The sequence below is a fragment of the Lacibacter sp. genome (genome assembly GCF_035299325.1).
In the GTDB taxonomy this organism is placed as follows: domain Bacteria; phylum Bacteroidota; class Bacteroidia; order Chitinophagales; family Chitinophagaceae; genus Lacibacter.
Genome location: NZ_DATGWT010000016.1, coordinates 90,016 through 107,885 on the forward strand (window position 1 = coordinate 90,016; position 17,870 = coordinate 107,885).

2 protein-coding genes are annotated in these 17,870 nt (G+C 39.4%); both read right to left on the reverse strand.

Translation table 11 applies throughout. The annotated features are described in order from the left end of the window. Positions 1-221 precede the first annotated feature (221 nt). Positions 222-9,845 (reverse strand): neuraminidase-like domain-containing protein, encoded by a 9,624-nt coding sequence (locus tag VK159_RS10415; protein ID WP_324230075.1) that lies wholly within the window; start codon positions 9,843-9,845, stop codon positions 222-224. Positions 9,846-9,882: 37 nt separating this feature from the next. After that, entirely contained in the window at positions 9,883-17,586 is a 7,704-nt protein-coding gene (locus VK159_RS10420; protein WP_324230076.1) for a SpvB/TcaC N-terminal domain-containing protein, read from the reverse strand. Positions 17,587-17,870 lie beyond the last annotated feature (284 nt).

Consider the following 17,870-nt stretch of genomic DNA (forward strand, 5'->3'; position numbering starts at 1 on the left):
AGGGTTGCAACCGAGTCAGGATTCAAACTTCTAGTTCAAACCCTTTTACAATCAAGCATATAATTTATGCTAATTTTTAAAAACCATCCTCACAGTGAAACATCATCGATCTGTTTCGGGATATTTAACTTTGTATAAAAACCTTCAAATAATACTTTCCAATATGCACTTTCTCCAGCAAAAAACTTAGAGTCCAAAGACGAGACTAATATTATTTAAATTCAAAATTTATACTTCACCACCAATAATAATTCCTCCAATTTCAATGCGTCGGCAGCTGTAACTAAAAGATTGAATGAAGTATCCATTGAAATAGCAGAATTAATTCCTTTATAGAGGTTCAACTCATCCAGCTTTGCAAGATTTGTATCAACGGTATCAACGGTGATGGTAAATGCTGAAGCAGAACCATCATTTAACTTTGCAAGGAACATTACACTATCGATTTCTGTTGTCTCAATGGATTGAACCAGGTAAGGCAGTCTTGATTTGTTAAGGGTCAAGTTTACGGTAGCATTTTTCTTGAACAATAGCCATTCGTTTGGCAGATCATGTTTCAAATGTAGTAACGCGTGCAAACCGGTTTCACCCAACCGTTGGTTAATCAACTGCAACTGGTCTCTTAGGACTGCATTGGCAATTGTTTTTAATCCTGAACCACCTTCTCTTGCTGTATATTTTACATGGAGAACAACATCCGAAATAGTATCATAGTCAAATTGTTTCACTTCGGTTGGAAGTTCTAATCGCCAGGTACTAATAGCACCTGTGTTCTCAAATGGTAAATAGCGTTCATCCCTGAAGTTTAATTCAAATACACCACTATCGTTTTGTGCATTGCTGGTGGCGATGGATTGAATCGCTCCAACATTATAAACAAAACGTTCATCATTCCCAATGTCTTCCGCATAACCGGTTGCCGCCGCATTATCCGGGTTCATATTTTTCCTATACTTGTTACTTACCAATGAAAGTTTAGCACTTACCGAAGTATATGGTCCGGCAATACAGGGCAGGCTCACACTTACTGATCGGAGTCTTCTGAAATATTGCCCGGGATGATCCATATCATATAAGACTTCCGGTATTTCAAAATCGCAAATACCCGTTTGACGAAGTCTGACCAAAGCCAATGGGTCTAGCAACGCAAGCGATACATGTTTGGTGATTTCATATTCCCGTTTATTTTTATCCATGTAACCCGTTTCCATCCGTTTGATATCATGGAGCAGGTGGTCGGCAGATTGCAACCCTTTTTTCATACTATCCCAATAACCATAGTTGATAAAGGAATCATCATTGCCCAGTTCAAAACGATAGCAACGTTCCGCTTTCTTGGCAATATCATGCGCAAGCTGGTAGGATTTAAAATACACTGCACTGATCTGTCCGATCATCCAGTCATATAATTCAATGTTGCTGAATTTTGTCCGCATGAATTCATCGGTCTTCTTTGAATTGTCAATTTGCAGTTCATGATTTTTTAATTCGTTCTCCGCTATTTCTTTCTTGATCTCTGCTGCAGCAATTTGTTTATCAATAGAAGCCAGTTCTTTAGTGGCAAGTCGCTCCTGGAGTTTCCAATCTTCAAATCGCCGGTTATAACCTCCGAGTGTAGCAGCCCGGCTTGCTTGGTAGGATGCAATAGAACTAAAAATATTGATGGTATCAGCTGTTGATTTTGCTGCACTGGATAAATTAAAACCACCCCATTTCATAGTGGCATGAGGGCTGCCACCAAACCCTGCAGCTCCGATCGCAGCCGAGGGGATCAGTGCAAATACACCAGCAAGCGTCTGACTTAATTGTGCGGCGAGTTGAAGATCATGCGCTAATTCAAGCTTATCTAAATTCAGCTGCTCTTTGGAACTGATTTTTTCAATGCTTGAATAATATCTTTGTTTTTCTTCAGTTACTTTCTTGGTTCGATTCAACACTTCAATTTGCTCTTTCGATTCATTGAGCTGAAGTATCTTGATATCCTTGACAGCAGTAAGCACTTTTAATTCCAGTTCATTTTTTAGTAACGACAATGCCTCTGCATCTTTTTTCTCTAACGCAGACAGCAACGAGCTTCCTAATCCTCTTACCTCCTGGGTAAGTTCGGTCGCTTTCTGTGATAAGACGTTAAAACGATAATACGGAGTAGGTGCATTCATTCCTGCCAGTACTGCTGACAGATCCAAACCCGAAGCAGCAGCACGTATCAACATATCCGGATCCAATGGTGGTGCGAATAAGGCAAGACTTCTTTCAACACCATCAATATTCTGGCAATGCCTGATCTTAAATAAACGATCTGCCACCCGGTTCCAGTATTCAAACATTTTATCGTTGGCGGGAATACAGAAATAAAGCATGGACAGAGATGCAGGGGATGCAGGCAGTTCATTGCCACCTTCAGGTAATACCGAAAGATCGGGGAGAATATTTTCCAATTCCACTAATGCATTTCCAAAACTGTCGATCTTAGCTTCTAATTGATTATAGGTTTCATAAGGTTGCTTAATGGCAGCAGGAATTATTCGTGGCTTTGGCCCGAGTAATTTATCAGCAAGAATATATAGCTGTGTGGCTTGTGCGATAGATTCCATGGTATCCTGCCTGAATAAATGATCTCCCCATTCAGTAAGATTATCAATGTACTTCATCAGCAAAGCTTTTTGATAAGCAACAGGACGGAAACGTGCAACGACATCAGGCCGGTAAGGTTTGTTCCTCCATTCTTCAATAGCAAATTCCAATTCTTTAATAGTGGGATTCGACAAGTTGGCGGTGGCGTATAACAAAGAATCAATTCGCTGATTGATATAATCTGTTTCCTGGTTTAAATAGAAGGGTTTGGTCACCCAATACTTTTGCACGCCATTCCCGGGTAGTGCACCTGTTGGATTGAACATATAATGAAACCAGGTCAATGCTTCTTCAAAACGCTGGTTTCGGGTAAGGCTGCCGGCAATATGAAGAGGCAACCTGAAAAATAGGTCCCAGTTATAGACACTATAACTTCCGTCACTTTCAAAATCAACATCCTCTATGGGGTAACTTAATGTTTGTGTTCCGTCAGGATTTTTGATTCGGGTTTGAGGAACGATCAGTGGATGGGGAACATAATGTGTTTTGAAATCAAAATTTGTTACTTGGAGTTGGGTCTCCCTTTTCATTAACGCAGGAATACCATCTTTGTACAGTATGCTTCGTAAAGCGCAAACCAACGGATGGTACATATTTTTAAATTGCTCCCCATATTTTAACGGTACATCCTGTATTAGTTCCCTCAAAAAATTATCAACACTGGGATCGCCACTTCGTCCAACCAATAGGTTTAAGAATACATCCAAGTCAGCATACTTGCTTAGTTCTTTCAGTATATCCTGGAAATCAGTATCCGTTAAAATATACTTAAGTGCTGCATTAAGATCTGTCGGAGGGGTTAGCTGAAATTCAAACTTTATCTTCTTATACCATTTGACAACATCTTCTATTAATTGAAAAGCATTGGAGGCCGTTCTTTTTTCTGCATCGGTCAATGTATAGGTTGTTACAAATTCACCCCTGTCAAATTCTCTTTTATAAAAGCCGGGAATAATTACATAAGCATGTTTGCTATCTTCTTTAAAGTAGGGCAACAGTGTACCTAACGGAAGTTTGAGTTGGTTCCTGTCTTTATTGATGATCGATAGAAAGTATTGATAGATCAAAGCCACTCCATCAATTGGGGTGAATTGATGAGGATAGGAAATTCTGAATTTACCCTGGGTCTTATTTAAAACTTCATAGAAGGCAAAAGGAGACCTGCCATTTTTTACAGCCAGGTCATCCGGGCTAATTCTGATAGGATCTTTTAGATCAAGTGGCTTTTCAAAATATCGTTGGGATCTGAGGGATGCATCTTTAAAATCTGGATAAAAATCAGGAAATGCTGCATTCCCTTCAAATACCAATTCAGGATAGCCTTTACAACCAGCGATATCAAAAATTCCATTGACCTGTATGTAATAATTTTCTTTTAGATCACGAAAGAGAAATACTTGATCTGTAGTTTGTGAATATCTCAGGCTATACTCTTCTTTTTTCGGCAAGCTGGTAGCTGTTATATAATTACCTGGTGTGTGTATTCCTTCCCGGGAAACCTTTTTTGCCTGCCATTTTTTATTGCTGTATTCACTAATAGCTAATTGGATCTTTAATTTCTTCTTGGGGTTTGCCTCAACCTGGGTACCCGGAGCACTACTGGGTATTGGAATAGTAGATAATTCCTCGGCCACTTCACTGAACAACGGCCAGGCCAAATTCAATCGGCCGTTTCTTTTAAATGCCAGCAAGTGATCGCCTGTGATATCCAGGTCCACTTTTTCCCAGGGTGTCCAATACCTTTCGTTTTCAAAACGCCTGTAATAATATACGGATGGATCACCTCCCTTGGTCCGTCCAAAAACATGCATATCTCTTGTGGGCACATCATACCAGGTGGCCATTACTTCAAGAAATGCGATATCATCCAGTTTTTGAAGATATTTCTTTACAGCTTCTTCAGCTGTGTCGTTTGTTAATTCATTCTGCTGGATCTCACTAATGAATTCCGAGAGTAAATAGGTTTTGTTATCCGTAAGACTGACATCATACCAGTTCTCAGGGTAGAGAAATATCTTGCAATTCACTTCCCATGTCCTGTAATTCTTCATCCATTTCCATTGGTTCCAGTTGGGATCTTTATCAACATCCGCAATGGCATTCGGTTCCAATCCCATCAAACAACGTTGCACAAATAGCTGTATGCCGTTATGCGCAAGGACGATCCTTGAAGACGGCATGCAGGCTTCCATTTCTACATCTACGAGGAAATATTCATACAGATCGTTTTCATCTTTCATACCGGGATTGGTAGCGAGCAGGTAAGCCACGAGTGCATTTCGTTTTTGCGGACGGATGGCATCCATGATCTCTTTCAGGGTGCTTAACCAGGTATTCTCATCATAGCGGGATTTTAATACAGCACGCAGATCACTCGCTTCAGCGATAGTAAGTACAGGAGAGATGTATAATTTTATTTGTTCCACCGACGCGCCCAATTTTCGGGCAAGCGCGGCACAATCCAACAACCTTCTCCAGCTTTCAGCTTCTTTGTATTTCGTTATATCTCCTGCAAATAAATAGCTATCGATGGCATCCAGGTCAGTTTTCTCATAGCCTGTAAGTAATGCCAGCTTATTCAGGAATTCATCTCTATCGGCCGCGGCACCAGGTAAAATTAGTTCAACAATGGATAAGAAACTGATCGGGTTTACTGCGTCTATTGGATTGGTTACTGCCCTGTATTGTTTTGTATAGGAAACAATTTTGCAGAAAGCCAAATACTTTTTTAGTTCAATGGCAGTTTGCCCGGGTTCATAAGGAAGGCTGTCAAACTCAAACCATTTCAATACAGGGTTGGAAGTATTAACAAAATACCATTCAGCATCTGTGTTAGAAATGTTGAAAGTATTCAGCAGGACAAACATTTTATGCAATAACCTGATAGCAGCATATTGCTTTGCATAATTTCCGGGGATGATGGGATTTTCAAAATTGTCCAATAACAAAGTTGAAATTTGGTCCGTACCAGGATTAAGTTTGGCATAGCGAATAACTATTCCTGTTAGTGCGAGATCTGCTTTGAATGCAGTTGCGAGTGTCTGTTCTAAACTTGCTCGCTTACTAACCGCTTGTTGAAAATCAGCAATGGAATCAAGAAAGGCTTTTAATAGATCCCTACCTGTAGCGATATTGTAAGGAGCCCGTACCAGTTCTAATTCAGTTTCTGCAGCAGTAATTTTATTTTTTGCTGTAGTCTTCAATGCAGCAGCGGCTGCAATTTCAATCGGCGTGATTGCATTTGATTCGGCCAAATTTGCAAGGTGCAGTTCATCATAGGCGGCCTTTAATACCAGTGCTGCAGCTTCATAATCCTGGATAGCCTGTTGCTTCTGACTGTCGTCTATTATAAACAATGCATCAATAGCCGTATTGATTGTTGTTCTATTGATTCCATCGTCAAATTTATTATCAATAAATGTTTTGGCTCCTGTTGCATCGCTTACAGCTTTCCAATCCCTATCAATGAATTCGACAATTACCTTTGCATCAGCTTCTGCTATTCCATCCATACCGGCGAGTACAGCAAGAAAAGTTTCCTTCTGTTCTGCTGCTGATAGCTTGCTATCAAATTTTGATTGTTGTTCTATCTTTATTTTTGAGTATTCGCTTTTTAGTTTACTTAATAATTCTTCAATTTTCTCAACCTTTATTTCCCGGTCAATTAAATTACTTGCTTCGTGATTTAATATAAATTTGAGATCGGTAGCTTTTAACGTTGAATGTTGATGAACCTCCACTAGTTTAATAAATGCCAACGTTTCAAGGGGGCTTGATGAAATCGGAGTGCCGCTTAACTTTTGAATAATGGCAAAGTCTTCCGCTTTTAATTTCAGTTTTTTAAGGAGTCTTGATGCCGCAACAAGAAAACTCAGGTTAGAGAAACTAAGTTGATCGTCTGGAAGTAACGGCTTGATGAATGCAAGGTCCTTTACTTTTAATTGTAGACAGGTGGCGAGGTAACCAATGTTAGTAGTTATTGTTTGTGATCCGTTAACTTTTTCAGGCAATAGGTTTTCATCAATAATACCATTCCTCGCTTTATTGAGAAATAGTTGCTGGTACAAGGGCTTCGGTCCATCCTCCTGTAAGATCAAATAGGGGATCACTCCAAAACAACCAATAAGTTCTTCCAGTTTGATACTCGTCTTTTCTGCAATATCTTTTAGCTGGGCAGCTTTGATAAGACAATCATCATTTAAATTTCCTGCGCCTAAGTTTGGTTGAGAAATAATTTCATCCAAAATTTCATATTTCCATCCCGTTTTCTTTTGCAATCGCAGGAAGCGATGTATCCGGTCCAGCGCATCCAGATCCAGGTTGGCAATTTCTTTCTGTACCGTGTCGCAACTCAGGTCATTGTGCTTTATAAATAAATTTTCATTTGTATCAATGAACTTCAATTTTAATAATAATTCTAATTCTTTATAGGTTAAACCTGTTCTGTCCAGGAAATGATCAACCTGTCTTAAGTGGTCAATAACATTACCGGGCGCAGGTACATTCCAATAAATTTGTTGCGCAGCATTGTCATTAGGAACTGGGGAATTGGCAATGATATTTCTTTCCGCATCAGTCAATCCCAATCGTTCTGCTGCTATACTGTTATTGGCAGGATTAGTTCCATCCTGGAAAGCGCTCATCAATTCAGCCCGGTCAATGCCAAATCGGTTTAGATAGGCTTTGGCTTCGGTATGAGCAAGATCAAAAGGAAGTTTAAAAGCAAATGATTTTTTGTTGAGTTCCTTGTAAGCTAATTCATTTACATATTCAGGTGCAGCATCTAATTCTGCTGCAGTTCCAAAAGTTTGTCGTAAGCGATAAACCTTATAGTTGTTTCCTCCCGTATTTTCAATTTTGCAGACAATACCTTTATCCCTCAGGTAATGGGGTTTTGTTGTCGACGATTCTGTTTCAAAGATCAGCGCATCAGCAGTTACCTTAAACTTTTCATTTTGTAACGTGGTAAGTAATCCATTGGAAATTTTACCTTTCAATGGATCAGCACCGGATGCAAGCGCTCCTGAATAATTGATTCCGGGAGCAGGAGAGACTGCTTCCTCTAAAATTTCACAAACAAGATCGATATACTTTACAGGCGTATTGGCATTGGCACAACCAAGGTCAATTTCTCCCAACTCAGGTCTTCTTGAAAACAGTTCAGCCTTGGCATCTGATAATTGATAATCAAAAATGCTGTAGTTATTTACTCCTATTTTATCAATAATAAAAAGCTGTCCGTTATCTCTTATTTCAAACCTTGTCTGGCTGCTTGCCGAAGCGGTTATTCGGGCGGTTGGAGAAAGGGTATAGCCTTCATTGGTCATTGCGGCCAATAGATCGTTAGATATTATTCCGGTTGTGGTCGCATCATGTGTCAGAATACCACTGAATTTAAATGGATGTGGAATGCTGAACGTGGCTCTCTTACCCAGGAATTGAAGGAGCTCCACGAGGTAGGCAGCCGGGCTATACACTGACCGGCAATGCTCGCATTCACAGGAATCAACCAATTTGAAAAGTGATTTCAAATTTGGAAAATCTTTACTAACGGCTTCTAATTTCTTTGCAAGAGCGGTTGTTTCAAAAGAAGCGATGTCAATGACACTCATACTATCTTGCAGGTCACCGACCATCAGCATAGCTGCTGTATGTTTTGATTCAGCTTTGCGGTAAATCTCGGTTGCCTCCCTTTCTTCTATCCCCGCTTTTGGGGCCACTTCTTTTACAAAACGGGTTTCCCCAATGGAGACGATGCTATAGGAAGAATGAATTTTTTCTTCTCTCAGGGCAAGCGTTTTTTTGTAATGGGGTACTAACTTAAAAATTCGTTGTAATGATTTTAGTTCTTCTGTAATAGCTTCCTTCTCCTTCGTAGCGATTTTTTTCTCTTTGAGGAACAGATCAACATTGTGGTTCATCATGTCAAAATCCTCATGCTTGTTGAAGAACGAGAGTATCTTATCCTGGTTTTTCAGAACAGTCTTCTTTTCTCTTTCTAATTGTGCGCTAAAAGCAAGCGTTGGAAATTCGGTTTCCATTCTTCTTACAATAGAAGAAGCAAAACTGTCAATTACCTTTTTGTCCTTTATAGCATGTTTGGTATTGCTGATCTCTTTTACCCATTCTGTCTTGTTCAGTTTTGCAAGCCTTCGAATGTCCTTTGGTTTTTTAATGCCTTTAGCTTTGGCGATCTGCGGAATAATGGTATTTCCAAAACCGAAGAGTTTTCCGAGTTCAATATGGGTCTTCGCAGCTTTTCCTTTTTCCTTGCTCGCATAAAAAGCAGGGTCACTTAATTTATCAAAAAAAGAATTCAGATCATTTTTGTTTGCTGTAAATAATTCGTGGATATGCTGCAGCTTATCTTCTTTAAAAAAATCAGCAAGCAGGTTAACGATTTTTTGAGGATGTTCTTTTTCGTAATATTGCGTTGCTTTATTTTTGTATTGTGTTAGTAATTCTACATAGCGGTTTACCTGTTTCACGATCGCTGCTGATATAATTTTTTCTTCCCCTGCTATATTAATTTCAGCTTTTATAATTTTAGCATCGGTAAGCGCCGCATCATAAAGTAAAGTTTGAAGGTCTACGCCAATACCAATAGCAAGACGTGCATTGAAGTTTTTCGAAAACTCATTGTTCAATAAAGTATTTTGCCGCAATAAGGCATAAAAGAAACCAGCATCGATTTTGCAGATTTTTTCTAAACGATGTGCAACGATCAAATGCTCAATTTTATCAGCAGCCACTTCCATTTCTTTGGAAAGAAAACTAACGTCTCCGTGTTCATTATTTTCCTGCAGATCAGCAATGGCAACTTTGCCGGCTAAAAAGGAAATTTGTTTTACCAGGAGATCGAATTCAATTCCTTCTTTAGGAATAGCTTCACGGATAGTAATATTGATCTCTTCCCTGTCTGATGCATTGAACCGCACTTCATTGATAGAGGAGCTAAAGAGTTCAATATTTTTCTCTTTTGTAAATACTTTCACAGCAATGTCTGCCGTTTTCTTACCTCTGCCACTCAATTGATCATGTGTCCACGTGAATTCATACTTCCCTTCTTTGGAGGTAACGTCCTCTGACAAAAGATTCCACTCTCGCATATCCACATCATAGATGGCTACTTTGAGGTTTGGCAATGGGTGACCGTTTGGATCGGTTACTTTACCGAGTACAGAGTGTTGAATTTTGATTACTGTTGTCATGATGCTATTTTAATATTTTAAAACCTGACCAAACCTCCTATCGGGATAGGCATGAGTTATACAAACTTGATCTCAGCTCAGCTTTTTGTTTTTTCAATGCAAGCTCCGAACCTTCATCAAATGCTGCGTCAAGATCATCGTCATCTTGGGAATTTTGATCAGCATATGTTTCACATAAATGTTCATTATTAATTTTTTCTATTACAATTGAGCGGGCAGCCTGGTAATTGGGGCCATAGCTTGAAGCTGTTGTGATTTCTGTACAAGGCCATCCTAACCCGATCAAACAGTACTCGTTGCTGAACTCTCCAGGGAAATCTTTCTTTATGCGATCGTGTATCATCTTTTCACTCGCTTGTTGCTCACATGCACCTGCCGAATCACCACATAAGCCAAGAGCAAAACCGGCACCCGGGATAACTGCACCTGCAACTCTTGCCCCTGCAATTCTGCTAGCCGCGACTTGTAATCCTTTTCCTACCACATAGCTTTGTGCCCCCACTTTAGCTTTTTCCTCAACCGAACCTGGCCCAAATAGAAAAGCTGCTGTTGAAACAATTCCAATAATTCCCGATCCAAGGACTGCCTTGGTTACACGTTGGGCTTTCATTGCCGCCAAATGAAAATTTAATTTATTTTTAGTCCAGCCCTCTTTTTCAGGAAGATTGCTGGTTCCTGCGGGTAATACCTTTTCCAATTCTAATTCATGGGCAGTGTATCTTTCAATTGGGATTGTAATACCATTACCAATTTTTACTTCATAGGCACGCTTATCCATTCCACGATTGTTTTTTTCAATTTTTTTTGCTCCGTCTAATTGATTTGTTGTTGCTCTTTCAATAGAGAGTTTTTGTGCATCAGATTTACGATCGCCACCCTCCTGGTGTCCGGCATTAAACCCTACTTGATAAGATGTGTTAAGCTTATAGTTTCCTAAATTATCTTTGACCAGTAAGCGTTTAATAACATCCTGGTTCCCGCTTTCTACGATAAGCTCAACTATCTTTTCATTGAAATATCTTTGATACGCTTGTTTTCCATTACTATCGACATACTTAATTGGATTCTCATCACAAAAACCATAATCATTAATACCACCTTCAAGCCCAATAGGATCACTACTCAACCACCTCCCCAACCATGGCAAATAATACCTTGCACTATGATATTCCAAACCTGTTTCTTCATCGCGTTCCATTCCCGTATATCTATACCGTTTGGCGGCAGATTTTATAGTATTGTTTTTTGCATGGTAGGCTGTTGTTCCATAAGGGTGGTACTCTTCATAACTGATAATTTGTGCGGCATCATCTAATTCTAAACTAGCAGAACCTATATGGTTGTGGAGTTGGTACCGTACTAATTGTTTCTCCGTGTCATCATCTATATTGTTTCTTGTCTCGATCATTACAAAACGATGGCCACCATCCATCAGGCTCAGTGTAGTCCTTTCCAATCCTTGCTGTGGGGTAGAATGTTTTTTATACAATTCAAATCCAGATATATAGATACGTTCTTCTTTTTTAGTAGGAGTATTCCCTGCAGTGGCAAAGTTTTCTGTGATTTTCCTGATCCGTTGACCTTGTCCGTCATATTGGTAGTACGTCGTTTCCGCGATTCCATTGCCTGGGTTTACTTTCTGAGAGATAGTAGAAACCAACTCTTCTTTAAAATTCCATCTCATTTCATCCAAATGTGGCATGATCGTTATATAGCCATGTTGCGGATGATGTGGGTAGTTATATTTGGGTTGTGCTCCAATCTTTGTACTTATTAATCGATTGTTTGTCTTTTCATACTCGTAAATCCTGGTCCACCAATTCGCAGAACTACCTTCATTTTTGTGTACTACTTTATTGATATTTCCAACTTCATCATAACTGTATTGTTGAGTATAATTCCATACGGCCATTGTGCCGCCAGGATTTACCTGTTGTATATAAGGTGCATCATTCCAATTGTCTTTATTATTAAATAACAAAGAGACATTATTTTCTCTTCCGGTAGCTTCAACTAACCGGTATAGGGCATCATAGATGTATTCGTTTACTGGTTCTATTTGTGTATTGGCAAAAAAGCTAATTGGAATGGCGTTATCCTGGATGGCAATTATGTTCCCAACAGGATCATATGTATAGTTGAGATCCTGCAAAACTTCACTATTCTGTCGCGTAGAAACAAGATTTTTGATACGAAAAGTTTTTGAGTCATATTCAAAGTGGGTACTTACATCATTGCCGTAAATAATCTTATTTCGTTGACCTTTTTCGTTATAGTCAATGTCTTTGATATAGTTGGTCGCTATAGCCACTCCCGGATGCAATACACTTTCTCCATCCAACAGACCTGCCTCGTTGTACGAAGGCGTAATGATGCTTCCATCAGGTGCTGTTTGTTTGGTTATTCTTCCGAGTGCATCAGTTTCAGTTGTATATGTAAATTCAACATTTTCTAAATCGGTTAAGAGATTTGCATCAGTCCAATTAGCAACTTCTTTGTATTTACTAAATAGTTTACGGGTTGCTGCCGGTGGCTGTCCTTTGAAATCATAAGCAGGCGTATCCACCAGGCCACCCGTATCGTAATGTTGAATGACCTGCCCAAGAACATTTCTATCCTGTAGCAAAGCTTCGTTAAACCGGTTAGTATCAGTTCTAATCCCGGTTAAAAGGCTTTCACCATAAATGATCCGTTCATAAATATGGTTTAATATTTCGTCCCCGGGTTTTCCCACTGTATTAATGACAATACTCCTTGTAGGGCGATGTAGTTCATCATACTCATACTGGAATTCATGATCTCTTTCATCCCAGGTGCGTAGAGGTTTTCCTAAAATATTGACGAGTAACCACCGCTGCCCGGCATCCATACTGTTTTGATATACAAGGTTGCCCAGCATATCATATTTGTGTTCCATTACCGTGTTTCCCTTGTTGCTATTTTCAAGCAGTTCACGGGCATCAATAACCGAACGAAGATTGCCTTCGGGGTCTAATTTTATTTTCGTCTTAAAGAACTCATCTGCCTCAGTTAAAATATTTTTATTGTTGTCAACAGATAGAACGGGTCTGCCTAAAGTATCGAAGTGTAAAACAGTTGGAGTATTGGCATGTTTGGCAGCTTTTTCCGCAGCCAGTTTTTCTTTATTACCCAGGCTGCCATTTATTCTTTCCGAATACCAAATGTTCCCTTGTTCTAGAACTGTGTCATTGGCATCATAACTAAGTTGTTTCCATGAATCAAATTCAACCCTGGAAAAAGTACCATCGGGTATTTCGGTTCTTACTAATCGACCTGCGGCATCATAATAAAGAATAGGTGTCACTCCCGTTTCAACCAGTTCTTTATGATCTTCATAATGCCAGTTGACAGAGAAATAAGGTTCGTATTGTTTTACTGCGTTGCCTTTATTGTTTTTGATGATTCTTCCGTTACCGATCCAGCGAAGGTCTGTACCTGTATTTATTTCATTTATACTTATGGTATCATCCGGATTTACAATAACCTGTTTTGCAAGCCCGGGCTCTGCCTGTCCTTTTTTCATGACTACCTCCCCAATACCATTAGAATATGCAAAAGCAATTTGAACAGGTGAATCGGCCAGTTGTATAAAATGTTGTTCTCGTGTGATGGAAGCCACCACGACTGGTTTGCCAGAATTGGTATACGCTTCGAGATCATAAACGAATCTTGCAGAAGCATGCTCCAATAGATTCTTACCGATAGTTGTGAGTTGGGTTGAATCAGGAGCTTGAAAAAAATTTTGTATCAAACCGGATTCTGCAACATCTGTTATTGCTAAAATTCCTGTTAGTTCGTCTGCTTCATTTCCTTTACCCATTACAGCTACTGCTTTTACAAGACCCAGCTCATCACTAATGGCTGCTGAATAATTTCCATTAATGTCTTTCATCCATTCAGGTGTAAGAGTCCGAAAATTAAAACCCGGTTTCGTTGTTTCTACGTTTTCAACTTTTGATATATTTCCCAAGGCATCTTCCATTTCATGAACAAATAGAAAATAGTCCTTGTAATATTTTACTTTGGTAATAGCACCATAGGGATCGGTATAGGATACAGGACTATAAAAACGGTCTTGAGCATCAGACTGGCTTTCTGCTGCAGTTTTAAATTGAATAGTGCCGGAACGAACCCACCAATTATTATCGATAGGGGTGAATTTCCCTTCTATTAAATGGGCTGCATTTACCTTCGTTCCAAATATGTCAGTTATCAATTCAGGAGTATAGGCCAATTGATAACTTTCAAAAGGCAGGGCTAGTGATTCGAGTTGATGCAGTTGTAAGGGTCCCGATAAGTTGTCTTGATAATAAGTGGAACGAACATGCTCAATGAGTCTTTTTTGTGCTGTTCCTGCAACCGGGGCTTTATTTATTTCATGGTAAAAAGCAGTATCGGATATTGCATCAGTAAGTATGTCTGTAAACTCATTGATCGAATAGTATAAATTAGAATTTGCAACGCCCTTTAGTTGAAATGTTTTTACTTCAGAAGGCAAACGCAAACGATGTGTATTCTCTCCGGTAACATCATTCGTGAATTGATTTTGAGAATAGAGGATGACAACTTCACTTTGAGCATCCTGCGTTTCTAACGGCAGTGTTGCATCAACTATTTTTCTTGGATAAACCACAGAAGCCGATTCCAGCACATTCCCGTATTCATCTAATTTTAAATTCAGATTATGTGCAATGCGGGGGTCTTCCGTATTGCGTTCATAACTATAAGTGATCGCTTCGCTTTCTTTCACTACAAATACCGCATGATTATTTTTGCCCTTCGGCTGCAGCAGTTCAATGACACAATTATGCGTAGCCACTGAGAAAGGAGTTAGTTCTCTTTTACGGGCTTCAACCGTATTTCCAAATTTGATCGCATCCCTCGCGAAAGTTTCTGAACGCAGGGCCATTCCTTTACACGCTCTAAAGGCCTCCTGCCATTCCTGTGATGAAAGGTTACTTACTAAGGATGAATCCATTCCGGGTGCTACAACCAACAGCGCATCAGGCAAGGTTACCTCAGGATGTATTACCGTAAACCCTTTACGTTTTATTTCCTCGTACCAATAATCATTTGCAAATTGATCAAGTATCTTTTCATTCCGTAAAAAGGCTCCTGTGTGATGCCAGCTTTTGGAAATAACCGGTTCCTGGTGCAAACTGGCATCCGTAATATTTGTTGCGCCACTTGTTTCCCAATGTTCAAAGCTTTCTGCATCGATTTGCTCCACCATTCCAAAACCCCTGAATTCTCTTTCCGCATGGTCATAATAACCATGATGGTATTTATATTCGGTTACAAACTTGTAACCTGATATTTTATCTTCCGTGGTAGTTTTGAAAACACAATGAACAGGGAAATGCAACTTCGTCAACCAGGGTTTTCCTGCCAGTTTATCTTCAAGATAAAATTCAGTAGAAGGTTTGTATTCCAGTGATACTTCCTTTCCCAAATTGTTTTTATAAGAAACCATGATATGTGGTTTCTTGCTGCTCATCAGATCAATATATTTAAGAGGAACAGTTGCATCTTTTGCTAGTGGACTTGACCAAACAATACAGGCAACACCATTGCCCAGCAGATCGGTTACGGTTATGTTGGATTGAGAATGGATCTCGGGAAAGGGATCTATTTCAAAAGGAGTAGTACCAAAGCGATTTCCACTTAAGTTTTTCCAACAACTAAATTTCTTTTTACCTAAATAAATAATATCCGAAGTGCCGGAGCCATCAATATCTGCTAACCGCAGAAAGTCGGGGTTGAAAGCATCAGCATGATCAAAGACAGGCGCATTGTCCATTGTCACTTTAGCACCAAACTTTCCATACCCAAGGTTTGGCCAATAACAAATTTCACCATTTCGGATCCGTAAAATATCGGTCAGGCCATCACCGGACATATCTGCGAGGTAGATCGTTTCTTTCGCATCCGCAAAGATTATATGCGGTCCTGTTTCCTCATCGAAAGCTTTCAATACTTTCCTTGCAGGTGCAAATCCATCCCTGCCTTCAGAGGGATACCATTTAAAAACATTCTCTTCAGAAATGACTATTTCAGGTTTCCCATCACCATTCAGATCTAACCATCGGGTATTGGCATCTCCAAAATCAATATTGGGTATTGCTTTGAAGGAGCGTAAACCATGCCATTCATTGTCATCATCCAATTCAAAATATCCTCTTGGTTGAGTACTATAACTTACTAATTGTTTCCCACCATCCGCATCCAGGTCTGCCAACTGTAATTGTCCACCCAATCCGGTAAAAGAGGGCTTGCGCGATACTAATTTTGCTTGTTCAAATTTTCCATTGCCGAGATTATGTTTATAGTACCAACCGTTTGCCTGTTCTGTCAGAATACCAGATAAGCCTTCATTGAACAGATCCGTGAACTGGTATTGCTGTTCATCTAAACCTGAAGGAGCATGGATCAACTGATCGGGAGAAATAGTCTTTACTATATCGCTCCATTCATGTTTTTGGTAGTCAAATTCCATTGGAGGAAGTCGCTTAGACGAATAAGTACCACCCTCTTTTTTGATATAGCCGTAGGAGCTGATCTTTTTAAGAAAACTAAAGCCTTGCTCCGTCGCAGTATCGTATTCAAAGTTTACCGAACGAATCAGCGTTTTTTTATCTGATTGATCAGGCCTTAATGCCAACTCTTCAAAAACATGAAAGAGCAAAACCCGCTGGCACAACCGGGTTGTTCTGATTTCGAATCCGGCTTTGTAATCGGAAAAGGCATCTGGTCTATAGTCCCAGGTATTTATTTTGTCAATAGGATCATCTAACAATAAGGTTCCATAATCAAAGATGGTTTGAAACATATAGTCTTCTTCAGCAGGAAATTCATCGCCGAGTTTTTTATAAGCTGATTTATTCCCATAAAGAACTTTATCAATGTAAAGGTTGGCATAAGTAATTAAACCATTTCTTAACCGATTTCTATTATGTAAAATTGAATCATCAAAACCAATTGAATCTTCCTTTCTATAAATGTATTGACAGATTTTTCCTTTATCATCAAATACATATTCCGGGAGCCACTCAAAAATTTTAGTTGGGTCTTCAGGATCTGAAAGTGAAGAATTATTGCTCCATCCAAAAAGAGTTGTGACATTTTCTTTGCTGATGACACGCCATTTGATCTTTCCTGAAATCTTTTCCGTCCACCGCTCAATGCGGGCGAATAACCCCTCTATACGGGGTTTATAATTCCTGATTGTAAATAATCCATTTGCTGAGGGCCATTCGTTAATGATATATTCGTTATCAACATCTAATTGAAAGCTTCCATCAACGTTCTTTTTAAATTCAGGAACAAGATCGTCCGCCTCAGAAAATAAAAAAGTATCTGAGTCAATGGTATCTTGATATTGGGGTAACCCTTTATCTGTTTTTCGTTTAATGGAGGCTAAGCTTAATTGCCAGCCCAAACCAAATATTCCATTGCCTGCACCTGAACTATATGAAAGATCTAGAGATGGAGAACCTCCCCTGGCTTGCGAAAATGGAAGAGGAATTGAAAAGGAAGAAGTACCATTCACCGCATTCACAGAAAACTTTTCATCAATTGATTTGATTGCCCCACCGCCTTTTGGCAGAGAAATAAAGGGAATTTGAATAGTGTTCGATTTTGTTTTCCCACCGTCCGTCTTTAGAAATTTGGATTCACTCATCGAATAGCTTGAAGCTTTATCGCCAGAATCAGATCTCATAAAATAATTTTAATTAAACTGTAGTTAAGTGGAAAAACTTTAATCCCTGTATATAGAGGCTCTCAAATAAAAATATTATTAATATCTAGGAAAAGCAATACCCTTTTTAGGTGGGGGGGGGTAAAAAGAGTAACGTAAATTCCAGAACGAACCCCCTCGAGGATTTGGAGGAATTATGCCAGTTTATTAAACTAAGTGTAAATACCACCCAAACTGACCCCCATCCGCCATTTTAAATTGACCCCCTAAAAAAATCTTCCAAAAACTGGAGGAGAGATACTCTG